Consider the following 12,767-nt stretch of genomic DNA (forward strand, 5'->3'; position numbering starts at 1 on the left):
TTCGCCACTAATCACCGGCCGAAACCGGATCATCGTTCGACTTGCATGTGTTAAGCACGCCGCCAGCGTTCGTCCTGAGCCAGGATCAAACTCTCCGTGAATGCTTCAAACCAAGCAATCCACCGAGGACAGATTCTCGCTGAACATACTTCATCAATACAACTGGCATTGACTTTTGGCACGCTGTTGAGTTCTCAAGGAACGGACACTTCCTTCAAGCCCCTCTCAGGACCCTCCGGGCGTTTCCCTTCGTGTTCCCCGACTCTATCACGCTCGATTTCTCGAACTTCCACTGAGCCGGGGGGAGTTGCTCGGTCCCGCGAGAGCTTCCGCTTTCTTTGGGCAAGCTCGAAGGAGATTACGGACCGGCCCGTGCGGTGTCAAGTTGAGACCTTGGCGGGGCCCGGGGGAAAACCGGTGGCCCGTGGGGGTGGGCGCCAACTACGCTCTGGCGCTTTGTACTCACGGGGATCGGGACCCAACGCGAGGGGGAGGGGCATGCGGCCGTCCGGGCTGTACGGGGCCGTGGCCGTCAGCGGCTTCCGGCGCTACGCGACCTACCGGCTGGCCACCTTCGCCGGGGTCTTCACCAACACGGTCTTCGGCTTCATCCTCGCCTACACCTTTGTCGCGCTGTGGACCGAGCGGCCTCAACTGGGCGGCTACGACCGGGCGGAGGCGCTGGCGTTCGTCTGGATCGGGCAGGCGATGATCGGGGCGGTGTCGCTGCTCGGGGGCGGCTTCCAGGAGGAGTTGCAGGAGCGGATCCGCAGCGGGGACGTGGCCATCGACCTCTACCGGCCCGCCGACCTCCAGATGTGGTGGCTCGCCTCCGACGTGGGGCGGGCGGCGTTCCAGCTGGTGGGGCGCGGGGTCGTGCCGATGGCGGCGGGGGCGCTGGCGTTCGATCTGGCGCTGCCGGTCAGCCCGTTGCCCTGGCTGCTCTTCCTGGTGGCCGTGGTGCTCGGGGTCGTGGTCAGCTTCGCGATCCGCTATCTCGTGGCGCTCGCGGCGTTCTGGATGCTGGACGGCTCAGGGGTGAACACGTTGAGCACCCTCCTGTCCATCTTCTTCTCGGGGATGCTGCTGCCGTTGACCGTCTTCCCCGGCGCGTTCGGCGCGGTGGCGCGGTGGCTGCCCTGGTCGGCGATGCTCCAGGTGCCCGCCGACGTGCTGCTCGGGCGGCACGAGGGCGTCGGGCTGCTCGGGACTCTCGGCTTCCAGGCGGCGTGGGCGGTCGCGTTGCTGCTGGCCGGGCGTGGGCTCACCGCGCTGGCGACGCGCAAGGTGGTGGTCCAGGGTGGTTGAAGGGATACGGATCTACGGGCTGATCGCGGCGATGTGGGTGCGGTCGCTCATGGCGTACCGGCTGTCGTTCGCGCTGACGACGCTGGGCTCGGCCGCGGGGTCTTTCCTCGACTATGTGGCGATCCTGATCATGTTCGCGCATGTCGAGGCGCTCGGCGGCTTCTCGGTGGCCGAGGTGGCGCTGCTCTACGCGACGACGAGTGTGTCGCTCGGCCTCGCCGAGCTGCTGCTGGGGAATCTGAGCGGGCTCGGGCGGCGGATCAGGGACGGGACGCTCGACGCGCTGCTGGTGCGGCCCGCGCCGCTGTTCGCGCAGGTCGCGGCCGACCGTTTCCAGCTGCGGCGGATCGGGCGGATCGGGCAGGGGCTCGGGGTGCTGGTGTGGGCGGTGACGCGGCTGGACCTCGACTGGACGGTGGGCCGGGTGCTGCTGCTCGTGACGACGGTGGTGGCGGGCGCGGCGATCTTCTGCGGGATCTACACGGCGGGCGGGGCGTTCCAGTTCGTGGCACAGGACGCGGCGGAGGTGCAGAGCTCGTTCACCTATGGCGGGAACACGCTGTTGCAGTACCCGCCGACGATCTTCGCGCGGGAGCTGGTGCGGGGGGTGACGTTCGTCGTGCCGCTCGCCTTCGTGAACTGGCTGCCGACGCTGCGGCTGCTCGGGCGTGACGACCCGCTGGGGCTGCCCGGGTGGGTGGACTTCATGTCGCCCGTGGTGGCGGCGGTCGTGTGCGGGATCGGCGCGCTGCTGTGGCGGGCCGCCGTGCGGAGCTATCGGAGTACGGGGAGCTGAGCGGCATGGCGGAGCCGGACGACGGCGGGGCGCTGATCGAACTCGTCGGCCTCGAGAAGGTCTTCGAGGTGCGTAGGCGCGTGGGGCGGCTGCGCAGGGCGCGGGAGAGCGTGCGGGCCGTTGACGGGATCTCGTTCACCGTGGAGCGCGGGGAGATGGTCGGCTACATCGGGCCGAACGGGGCGGGCAAGTCGACGACGATCAAGATGCTGACCGGGATCCTGACGCCGTCAGGGGGGCGGCTGCGGGTGGCGGGGCTCGATCCGGCGCGGGAGCGTACGCGTCTCGCGCGGCGGATCGGGGTGGTGTTCGGGCAGCGGACGACGCTGTGGTGGGACCTGCCGCTGCGGGACTCGTACGGGCTGGTGCGGCGGATGTACCGGGTGGAGGAGGCGCGTTTCCGCAGGAATCTGGGCCGGTGCGTCGAGCTGCTCGACCTGGGGGCGCTGCTCGATGTGCCGGTGCGGCAGCTGTCGTTGGGGCAGCGGATGCGGGGGGACATCGCGGCGGCGCTGCTGCACGACCCGGATGTGCTGTACCTGGACGAGCCGACGATCGGGCTCGATGTGATCAGCAAGGCGAAGGTGCGGGGGTTTCTGCGGGACCTCAACGCGGAGCGGGGGACGACGGTGCTGCTCACGACCCATGACCTGACCGATATCGAGCAGTTGTGCCGTCGGGTGATGGTGATTGATCACGGGCAGCTGATGTATGACGGGCCGCTGTCCGGTCTGCATGAGATCGGGGAGAGCGAGCGAACGCTTGTGGTCGATCTCGAGCGGGAGTTGCCGCCGATCGAGGTCGAGGGGGCGCGGACGGTGCGCGTGGAGGGGCCGCGGCAGTGGCTGGCGTTCCCCGCGGCGGCGAGCGCGGCGCCGTTGGTCGCGCGGGTGGCGGAGGGATATCCGCTGGTGGACCTGTCGCTGCGGGAGCCGGACATCGAGGACGTGATCGCGCGGATGTACGCCCTGGGGGCAACCGGGGGCGAAGGGGTGGGGTAAACCCCCGGGTCGATACGGCCCTGCGCACCATCGTGTGAGGTCCCCCGTGAACGGCACTGTTGCCCGTGTACAGACAGCCAGTCCGTTCCAACGCTGAGGAGACCTACCGTGGCAACGGCTGTATTCGAGACGCGCACCGCGGCTGCCGCGCGGGCCGAGGGCGTCGTCAAGGCGTACGGCTCGGGCGAGACCCGGGTGGTGGCGCTCGACCGCGTCACCGCCGACATCCGCCAGGGCGGGTTCACGGCGATCATGGGGCCTTCGGGGTCGGGGAAGTCGACGCTGATGCACTGCCTGGCCGGGCTCGACACCGTGACCAGCGGCCGGATCTGGGTCGGCGACACCGAGATCACCGGGCTGAAGGACAAGAAGCTCACCCGCCTTCGCCGCGACAGCATCGGCTTCATCTTCCAGGCGTTCAACCTCCTCCCGACGCTCAACGCCCTGGAGAACATCACGCTCCCCATGGACATCGCCGGACGCAAGCCCGACAAGGAGTGGCTCGACCGCGTCGTCAGCACCGTCGGCCTGGGCGAACGCCTCAAGCACCGCCCCAGCCAGCTCTCCGGCGGCCAGCAGCAGCGCGTCGCCGTCGCCCGCGCCCTCGCCGCACGCCCCGCCATCATCTTCGGCGACGAGCCCACCGGGAACCTCGACTCCCGCGCCGGCGCCGAGGTCCTCGGCTTCCTCCGCCGCTCCGTCGACGAGCTCGGCCAGACCATCGTCATGGTCACCCACGACCCCGTCGCCGCCGCCCACGCCGACCGCGTGCTGTACCTGGCGGACGGGCGGATCGTCGACGACATGGCGAACCCGACCGCCGACCTGGTGCTCGACCGGATGCGCGGCTTCGACGCCAGGGGGCGGGTGTCATGACGGTGCTGAAGACGTCGATGCGCAGCTTCTTCGCGCACAAGGGGCGGATGCTGCTCTCGGGGGTGGCGATCGTGCTCTCGGTGGCGTTCGTGTGCGGGACGCTGGTGTTCACGGACACGCTCAACACGACGTTCGACAAGTTCTTCGGGTCGACCGCGGCGGATGTGACCGTCGGGCCCGAGGAGGAGGAGAACGCGCAGGAGACCGGGCGGGCCGCGTCGTTGCCCGCCTCGCTGGTGGACGAGGTGGGCGCGGTCGAGGGGGTCGCGTCGGCCGATGGCGTGGTGTTCGACGCCGGGGTCACGGTCGTGGACGGCGCGGGCGACCGGGTCGGCTCGTCGAACGGCGCCCCGACCATCGCCACGGGCTGGGGCCCTGACATCCAGCGGGCGATGGAGCTGGCCTCGGGGCGGGCGCCCGAGGCCGCGGACGAGGCGTTGATCGACGCCGACACGGCAGGGCGCGCGGACATCGCGGTCGGCGACGAGCTGGAGATCATCGCCGTGGAGGGCACGCACCGGGTGACGGTGACGGGGCTCGCGGAGTTCCGCTCGACCAACCCGGGTGCGCCGCATGTCCTGTTGGAGGCGGAGGCGGCGCGCACCGCGCTGCTCGGCTCGCCCGACCTGATCACGTCGGTGCACGTCATGGCCGAGGACGGCGTGCCCGACGCGGAGGTGAGGGACCGCGTCGCTGCGGCGCTCGGCGGCTCGTACGACATCGAGACGGCGGCCGAGAACGAGGCCGCGATGAAGGACGACGTGGGCGGGTTCCTCGACGTGCTGCGCTACGCGATGCTCGGCTTCGCGGGGATCGCGGTGCTGGTCGGGATCTTCCTGATCGTCAACACGTTCTCGATGCTGGTCGCGCAGCGGACGCGGGAGATCGGGCTGATGCGGGCGGTGGGCGCGAGCCGCCGCCAGGTCAACCGCTCGGTGCTGACCGAGGCGCTGCTGCTCGGCACGGTGGGCTCGCTCGTGGGGATCGGCGCGGGCATCGGGTTGGCGGTGGCGCTGATGGAGCTCATGAACTCCGTCGGCATCACCATGAGCACGTCCGACCTGACGATCGCCGCGTCGACGCCCGTCGCCGGTCTCGTCGTCGGCGTGCTGGCCACGGTGGTGGCGGCGTGGCTGCCCGCGCGGCGCGCGGGGAAGGTGGCGCCGATGGCGGCGCTGCGGGACGCGGGCACCCCGGGCGACGGGGCGGCCGGGCGCGTTCGGACGGCGCTCGGGCTGCTGCTCACGCTGGGCGGGGGCGCGGCGCTCGTGGCCGCGGCGGAGGCGGACGAGGCGGGGGACGGGTCGTTGTTCCTGTCGCTCGGCCTGCTGCTGACGCTGGTGGGCGCGGTGGTCGTGGGCCCGCTGCTGGCCTCGGGCGTGGTGCGGGTGCTGAGCGTTGCGGTGCTGCGGGTGTTCGGCCCCGTGGGCCGGATGGCCGGGCGGAACGCGCGCCGCAACCCCCGGCGCACGGGCGCGACCGCGGGGGCGCTGATGATCGGGCTCGCGCTGGTCGGGTCGCTCTCGGTGGTGAGCGCGTCGCTCGTCGCCTCGGCGTCGGACCAGCTGGATCGCTCGGTGGGCGCGGACTTCATCATCGACACGACGTCGGAGCAGCTGATCACGCCCGAGGCGGCGGAGGCGGTGCGTGCGACGCCAGGGCTCGAACACGTCACGGACTACGCGGCGGTGTCGGTCGAGCTGGCGACGCCGGACGGGGAGTCGTCGGCGGAGGAGGTGATCGCGGCCTCGCCGACGTACGCGCGGGACCTGCGGGCGCGCACGGTGGCGGGCGAGCTGTCGGCGGCGTACGAGGAGGACCACCTGTCGGTGGGCGAGTCGTTCGCCGAGGAGCACGGCCTGGCGGTGGGCGACGAGCTGACCGCGCGGTTCGTGGGCGGCGACGAGGGCGTGCGGCTGACGCTCGCGGCGATCACGTCGGAGAACACGATGATCGACAAGGGCGCGATGTACGTGTCGCACGCGACGGCGCGGGCCCATCTGCCCGAGGAGGCGATGCCGTTGAACCTCGTGATGTTCGCGCGGGCCGAGGAGGGGCGGAAGGCGGCGGCGTACGACGCGCTCAAGGCGAGCCTCGAGCCGTTCCCGCAGTACGAGGTGTCGGACCAGGCGGACTACAAGCAGGCGCTCGAGGACGAGGTCGGGACGCTGCTGAACGTCGTGTACGCGCTGCTGGCGCTCGCGATCATCGTCGCGGTGCTCGGCGTCGTGAACACGCTGGCCCTGTCCGTGATCGAACGCACGCGGGAGATCGGCCTGATGCGCGCGATCGGCCTGTCGCGGCGGCAGATGCGGCGGATGGTGCGGCTCGAGTCGGTGGTGATCGCGCTGTTCGGCGCGGTGCTGGGCCTCGGCCTCGGCCTCGGCTGGGGCGTGGCGGCGCAACGGGTGCTGTCGCTCGAGGGGTTCGCGGTGCTTGATGTGCCGTGGGCCACGCTCGGGGTGGTGTTCGCGGGCTCGGCGGTGGTGGGCCTGGTGGCGGCGATCGTCCCGGCGTTCAGGGCGGGCCGGATGAGTGTGCTGCGCGCGATAGCGACGGAGTAGCGCGGGGCGCGGCGTTGCCGCGCGGTGAGCGGCGGGACACCTCGGGCGCCGGGCAACGGCGCTCCGCGCCTCGCCCGGCAGGGAGTTGACCGCGCCACATTGCCCAGCGGGTCCCCCCGCCCTTCCGGGGGACGGACGAGACCAGGCTTCTTGTCGAGGCCGCACCGGGCAACGGCGCTCCGCGCCTGGCCCGGCCGAGAGTCGGCCGCGCCGCAAGCGCCCCACAGGACGCGTGCCCCCGCCGCGCAGCTCGGCGGATCGGCCGTCCCTCCGGGGGGAGGGACGGACAGGCAGCTGAGAGCCGGGCAACGGCGCTCCGCGCCTGGCCCGGCCGGGGGTGGCAGCGCCGCAGGCATCCCACCATGCGCGTGCCCCCGCCGCGTTGCTCGGCGGGTCGCCCGTTGAGCGGCTCAAGTAGCGGGGGAACGGGCCGAGTTGACAGATCCGCCGCACGAGGGCGTTGCCCGGAGGAACGGAGGCTCGGCCCCCACGCCACGACCGGGCAGCCCCGGACCCCGGTCCAACCCGTCGCCACCTGAGCGAAAGCTAACCCCGCCGGAGGCGAGGCGCACACCGTCGCCAGACAACACCCCAGTGGTCCGGGGCCGCAGGCAAACCGCAGGCCGCCAGGCGGCAATCCGACGTGGACCGGGTCAACCGCCAGGGGACGTCCAAGCCGTCGTCCAGCCCGCCGCAGGCGAACACGCCGCCCGGGCGAAGCCCCGGATCGCCACCCAACGCGCCGCAGACGACATACGCCACCTGCGCGGAAGCTCGACCCCGCCGCAGGCGAACCGCCCGCCGCCAGGCGGAAAACCCGGTGACCCCGGCGAAGCCCGGGCGCGGGTCAGCGCGCCGCAGGCCACGTGCCCGCCGCCAGGCGACCCCCACCGCCCGGGCAAAGCCCCGGACCCGACCCAGCCCGCCGCAGGCGAACCGCCCGCCGCCAGGCGACACCCCGGGGAGATCCCGGCCCAGCGCAGCGCAAGCAACGTTCACGCCGCCAGGCAACAACCCCGAACGAGCCCGGCGAAGCCCGGGCGACAGCCCAGCCCGCCGCAGGCGAACCGCCCGCCGCCAGGCGACACCCCGGGGAGGTCCGGACCCAGCCCAGCGCAAGCAACGTTCACGCCGCCAGGCAACAACCCCGAACGAGCCCGGCGAAGCCCGGGCGACAGCCCAGCCCGCCGCAGGCGATACTCATCGCCCGGGCGAAGCCCGGGCGCGGGTCAGCCCGCCGCCAGGCGACGGGGCAGAGCCCGCCGGGGGACGCTCACGCCGTCGCCCAGCCCGCCGCAGGCGACACTGCCGCAGGCGACAGCGCGTCACGGCTGGGACAGTGACTCGCTCCGCCGTTTCGCCGCCTCGATCGCCGCGATCAGGGCCGCGCGGACGCCGTGGGTCTCCAGCTCGCGGATCGCGCTGATCGTCGTGCCGCCAGGGGACGTCACCGCCTCGCGCAGCTTCACCGGGTGCTCGCCGCTGTCGCGCAGCATCACCGAGGCGCCGACGGCCGCCTGGACGATCAGGTCGTGGGCCTTGTCGCGCGGGAGGCCGAGCAGGATGCCCGCGTCCGTCATCGCCTCGACCAGGAAGTAGAAGTACGCCGGGCCCGAGCCCGAGAGCGCGGTGGCCGCGTCCTGCTGGGACTCGGGGAGGCGCATCGTCTTGCCGACGGAGTCGAAGATCTCCTCGGCCAGGGCCAGGTGCCGCTCCGCCGCGTGCGTGCCGCCCGAGATGACGGACATGGCCTCGTCGACCAGCGCGGGGGTGTTGGGCATGACGCGCACCACCGGCGTTCCCGGCGTGAGGCGGGACTCCACGAACGCCGTCGTGATGCCCGCCGCCGCGGTGATCACCAGCCGGTCGGCGGGGGTGTGCGGCGCCAGCTCCTCCAACAGGGCGGGCATGTCCTGGGGCTTGACGGCCAGGATCAGGGTGTTCGCGGTCTTCGCCGCCTCCGCGTTGGTGACGACCTCGACGCCGTGCCTGGCCCGCAGCGCCTGGGCGCGCTCGGCGCGCCTGACGGTGGCCAGCAGGTCGGACGGCGGCCGCCCGGCGCGGAGCATGCCGCCGAGCAGGGCCTCACCGATCTTTCCCGTGCCGAGGAAGGCGATCTTGTGGGTCATGCCCACCATCCTCCCATCAGCCGATGGGGGGCCGCTCGACGATCGTGAGCCGCACGGTGTACCGCTCCTCGACCTGCCCGTCGGGGAAGTCGGCGGCGAGCGCCTCGGCCTCATCGGCCAGGATCGGCTCGGACTCCTCGGGCGGGAGGACGGCGAACGGCGAGTGCGTGGCCAGGGTCGCGACATGGACGGTCAACGGGACGGTGCGGCTCCACGTCAGCTCGCGGTAGACGGGCGAGAGCGCGGGGTCGATCTCGCGGACGAGGCCCGGGGCGAGCGTGGTGACGCTGTGGCGGCGGTAGGCGGGCAGCCGTCGTTCGAGGCGTTCGAGCTGGGCGACGGCCCAGGGCGCGGTGCGGTCGGCGACGTTCCACCACAGGGCGAGCGCGCCGCCGGGCCGCAGGACGCGCAGGGCCTCGGGAACGGAGCGGGCCGGGGTGGTCCAGTGCCACGACTGGGCGTAGGTGACCAGGTCGAACGTGTCGGGCGCGAACGGCAGCGCGTCGCCGCTCGCCCTGACCAGCGTGACGCCAGGCAGCCGCAGGCGCAGCTCGGCCGCCATGCCGGGGCCCGGCTCGACGGCGACGACGCGGGCGCCGCGTTCGTGCATGGGGCGGGTGCCTATGCCGGTGCCCGCGCCCACGTCGGCGACGGCCGCTCCGGCGAACGGGCGGCCCGCCAGCTCCTCCACCGCGTCGTAGAGGGCGGGCGGGTAGGTCGGGCGGGCGACGGCGTACTGGGCGGCGACGGCGTTGAACGAGCCGGCGAAGTCCGGGGTGGTGGTCATGGCGGTCAACTCCCCCGCCGTGACCGCCTTACACCACGGGAGCCCGTGCCGCGCGGCGGCCTCGGGTGCTCCCGGGGGAAGCCGTCGTTGGCGTACTCGCCGCGCGGCACGGGCCGCAGGCGGCGGACGAGTCTGTGCAGGCCACGCATCGGGATCTCCTTCTCGGTCGGTCCTGTCGGTCCAGCTCGCGCATCATGCGCTCCGTCGAGGCCACGGACTTGCGGGTCTCGGTCAGCTCGTCGGTGTCACGGCGCAGGATCTCGGAGGCCGGTGTGGCGGCCGCGTCGTTCACTGCGTTTCCTCTTTCCGGCGCTCCAGCGTGGCCGCCGCGTCCGCGATGGTGCGGGGGCTCAGCTCGTAGAGGAACGGGGCCACCTCGAAGAACTTCATGGCCTTGCCGTCCTCCGACAGCTCCAGCGACCCGATCACGAGTCCGGCGGCCTCGAGCCGCTGGAGGTGCATGTGGAGCAGCGGGCGGCTCATGCCGATCTCGCGGGCGAGCTTGCTGACGTAGTTCCGTTCGAGGGCGAGCGCGGCGACGATGCGCATGCGGTGCGGGTTGCCAAGGGCGGTCAGAACCTTCAGCAGCTCGTCACCGCTCATCGCGGCCCTCCGTTCCGGGTGGTGCCAGGCCAGATTCTCAGCGCCCCCCGAACCTGTCAATCCGAGCTGACACATGTCCGGGGCCGTTAAGGGGAGTCCCCTAGGGATCCGTGCCCGGGGGCGCGCGGGAAACGCCTCAGGGGTGCCGGGACTTGCGCCCCCCGGGGCGCGCTCGCCTCCCCGGGTGCCCCGAACGCTTCGCGGTACGCCGGTGGAATCGGGCCACCGCCGCCTCGTGGTCCGCCCGGAGCAGCCGCTCGCCCGGCGCCTCGACCGCGCTGCGCACCGCGTACGCCGCGAACACGCCGACGAAGCCCACCACCTTGATGCTGCGGAACGCCGACTCGTCCACGGCGTCCTCGCCCCTCGGGCGGCTGTACCCGGACCAGGTGCGGATGAACGCCATCACGCCGCACATCACGAGCGCGACCACCACGAGCGCCCGCAGCCAGCCCGCGGTGCCCGACCCCTCGAGGCCCGCGTACACGAACCACAGCAGCAGCGCCCCCGCCACCGTCCCGGCCGCCGCGAGCCCGCAGAGCGCGGCACGGCGTATCCGATAGCCGCGGGTGTGCTCGACCCAGGACGTGCCGTAGAACCTGATGGGCTCGGGGCGCGGCTCGTCGTCGTCCGACCCGTTCCGCGCGCCCTGCGGGGGTGTTGTGGACATACGGACGATTATGACGGGGGGGTCCGACAGCGTCCTCCGCCGTCCCCCGCCGAAGCGGCCGACGCCCGGCCCGTTCAGCCCTCGATCTTGCTGATGTCCCGCACCGCGCCCTTGTCGGCGCTCGTGGCCATGGCCGCGTAGGCGCGCAGCGCGAGCGACACCTTTCGGTCGCGCGCCACGGGCGCGAACCGGCCGCCGAGCGCCTCCCGGCGCTCCGCCAGCTCCTCGTCGGAGACCTTCAGCTCGATCGCGCGGGACGGGATGTCGATGCGGATGGGGTCCCCGTCGCGCACCAGGCCGATCGTGCCGCCCGCCGCGGCCTCGGGCGAGACATGGCCGATGGACAGGCCCGACGTGCCGCCGGAGAACCGGCCGTCGGTGACCAGGGCGCACGCGGCGCCGAGCCCGCGGCCCTTGAGGAACGCCGTCGGGTACAGCATCTCCTGCATGCCGGGCCCGCCGCGCGGCCCCTCGTACCGGACGACGACCACGTCGCCCTCCTTGACGCGCTTGGCGAGGATCGCCTCGACGGCCTCCTCCTGGGACTCCACGACCACGGCGGGGCCCTCGAAGGACCAGATCGACTCGTCCACGCCCGCGGTCTTCACGACGCAGCCGTCCTCGGCCAGGTTCCCGTAGAGGACGGCGAGGCCGCCGTCGGCCGAGTAGGCGTGCGCGACGTCACGCACGCAGCCGCCCGCAGCGTCGGTGTCCAGCGACTCCCAGCGCTCGGACTGCGAGAACGCCTCGGCCGAGCGCTTGCACCCCGGCGCCGCATGGAACAGCTCCAGCGCCTCGGGCGAAGGCGAACCCCCGCGGATGTCCCAGCGCTTGAGCCACTCGCCGAGGGAGTCGCTGTGGACGGTGTGCACGTCCTCGTCGAGCAGCCCGCCGCGCTGCAACTCGCCCAGGATCGCGGGGATGCCGCCCGCCCGGTGCACGTCCTCCATGTGGTAGGCGCCATTGGGGGCGACCTTGCACACGCACGGCACGCGGCGCGAGACGGCGTCGATGTCGGACATGCCGAAGTCGAGGCCCGCCTCCTGCGCGGCGGCGAGCAGGTGCAGCACGGTGTTGGTCGAGCCGCCCATGCCGACGTCCAGGGCCATGGCGTTCTCGAACGCGGCGCGCGAGGCGATCGCGCGCGGCAGCACCGTCGCGTCGTCCTGGTCGTAGTACCGGCGCGTGACGTCCACGACCGTGCGGCCCGCGGCCTCGTACAGCTCCCGGCGCGCGGTGTGGGTGGCGAGCACCGAGCCGTTCCCTGGCAGGGCCAGGCCGAGGGCCTCGACCAGGCAGTTCATGGAGTTGGCCGTGAACATGCCGGAGCAGGAGCCGCACGTGGGACACGCGGCCTCCTCGATGCGCAGCAGGTCCTCGTCGGACGTGGTGTCGGCGACGGCCTCGGACATGGCGTGGATCAGGTCGAGGTTGGACCTGACCGTGCCGTCGACGAGGGTCGTCTTGCCCGCCTCCATGGGGCCGCCCGAGACGAAGACGGTCGGGATGTTCAGGCGCAGGGCGGCCATCAGCATGCCCGGGGTGATCTTGTCGCAGTTGGAGATGCAGATCAGGGCGTCGGCGCAGTGCGCCTCCACCATGTACTCCACGGAGTCGGCGATCAGGTCGCGCGAGGGCAGGGAGTAGAGCATGCCGCCGTGGCCCATGGCGATGCCGTCGTCGACGGCGATCGTGTTGAACTCGCGGGGAACGCCGCCCGCCGCCGAGATCGCCTCGGAGACGATCCGGCCGACCGGCTGGAGGTGGGTGTGGCCCGGCACGAACTCCGTGAAGCTGTTGGCCACGGCGACGATCGGCTTCCCGAAGTCCTCGCGCGCTACGCCGGCGGCCCGGAGCAGGGCGCGGGCTCCCGCCATGTTGCGGCCGTGGGTGACGGTGCGGGACCTCAGTGTCGCCATGGTGGAGACCCTCTCCTTCGGGGAGGCGGTGCGTCGACTGCTACCCGAGGCTACGCCTGCCGCCCGCGTTCCGGGATGCCGATACCGCGATACGAGACACGCCGTTGACGCGGC

At 72.5% G+C, this 12,767-nt stretch carries 11 protein-coding genes and 1 rRNA gene; 5 read left to right on the forward strand and 7 right to left on the reverse strand.

Annotated features, from left to right (window positions below; all coding sequences use genetic code 11):
- Positions 1–101, reverse strand: a 16S ribosomal RNA gene (locus tag D7318_RS10680); the annotation flags it as partial.
- A 397-nt stretch (positions 102–498) separates the two neighbouring features.
- Here D7318_RS10680 and D7318_RS10685 point away from each other — a divergent pair.
- The 5 genes from D7318_RS10685 (at position 499) to D7318_RS10705 (ending at position 6,545) form a co-directional block, all read left to right on the forward strand.
- Entirely contained in the window at positions 499–1,308 is an 810-nt protein-coding gene (locus tag D7318_RS10685) for an ABC transporter permease (protein ID WP_120696695.1), read from the forward strand.
- A 31-nt stretch (positions 1,309–1,339) separates the two neighbouring features.
- Complete coding sequence (locus D7318_RS10690) at positions 1,340–2,104, forward strand: ABC transporter permease (RefSeq protein WP_120696910.1); 765 nt, start codon at positions 1,340–1,342, stop codon at positions 2,102–2,104.
- A 5-nt stretch (positions 2,105–2,109) separates the two neighbouring features.
- Positions 2,110–3,105 carry an ABC transporter ATP-binding protein gene (locus tag D7318_RS10695; RefSeq protein ID WP_120696909.1) on the forward strand — a complete coding sequence of 332 codons (996 nt, stop codon included), beginning with the start codon at positions 2,110–2,112 and terminating at the stop codon, positions 3,103–3,105.
- Between the two features lie 108 nt (positions 3,106–3,213).
- Positions 3,214–3,981, forward strand: a complete 768-nt coding sequence (locus D7318_RS10700; protein ID WP_120696696.1) for an ABC transporter ATP-binding protein — start codon at positions 3,214–3,216, stop codon at positions 3,979–3,981.
- The gene (locus tag D7318_RS10705) at positions 3,978–6,545 is read left to right on the forward strand and encodes an ABC transporter permease (protein WP_120696697.1); all 2,568 of its coding nucleotides are present in this window, start codon (positions 3,978–3,980) and stop codon (positions 6,543–6,545) included. The genes D7318_RS10700 and D7318_RS10705 overlap by 4 nt, the downstream gene beginning before the upstream one ends.
- A gap of 1,325 nt (positions 6,546–7,870) precedes the next feature.
- Here D7318_RS10705 and proC read toward each other — a convergent pair.
- From proC to ilvD, 6 genes are all read right to left on the reverse strand, one after another.
- The gene (proC, locus tag D7318_RS10710) at positions 7,871–8,674 is read right to left on the reverse strand and encodes a pyrroline-5-carboxylate reductase (protein ID WP_120696698.1); all 804 of its coding nucleotides are present in this window, start codon (positions 8,672–8,674) and stop codon (positions 7,871–7,873) included.
- Between the two features lie 16 nt (positions 8,675–8,690).
- Positions 8,691–9,461, reverse strand: coding sequence for a class I SAM-dependent methyltransferase (locus D7318_RS10715; protein WP_120696699.1), 771 nt, complete (start codon positions 9,459–9,461; stop codon positions 8,691–8,693).
- A 5-nt stretch (positions 9,462–9,466) separates the two neighbouring features.
- The gene (locus D7318_RS32775) at positions 9,467–9,610 is read right to left on the reverse strand and encodes a hypothetical protein (RefSeq protein WP_183091361.1); all 144 of its coding nucleotides are present in this window, start codon (positions 9,608–9,610) and stop codon (positions 9,467–9,469) included.
- Positions 9,611–9,749: 139 nt separating this feature from the next.
- Positions 9,750–10,064, reverse strand: a complete 315-nt coding sequence (locus tag D7318_RS10720; RefSeq protein ID WP_120696700.1) for an ArsR/SmtB family transcription factor — start codon at positions 10,062–10,064, stop codon at positions 9,750–9,752.
- 136 nt (positions 10,065–10,200) lie between these two features.
- Positions 10,201–10,734, reverse strand: a complete 534-nt coding sequence (locus D7318_RS10725) for a hypothetical protein (protein ID WP_120696701.1) — start codon at positions 10,732–10,734, stop codon at positions 10,201–10,203.
- 74 nt (positions 10,735–10,808) lie between these two features.
- A complete protein-coding gene (gene ilvD, locus D7318_RS10730; protein ID WP_120696702.1) occupies positions 10,809–12,653 on the reverse strand; it encodes a dihydroxy-acid dehydratase in 1,845 nt (614 codons plus the stop codon).
- Positions 12,654–12,767: the final 114 nt, after the last annotated feature.

Origin of the sequence: Streptomyces radicis, from assembly GCF_003626575.1 — a bacterium.
Taxonomy (GTDB): domain Bacteria; phylum Actinomycetota; class Actinomycetes; order Streptomycetales; family Streptomycetaceae; genus Streptomyces; species Streptomyces radicis.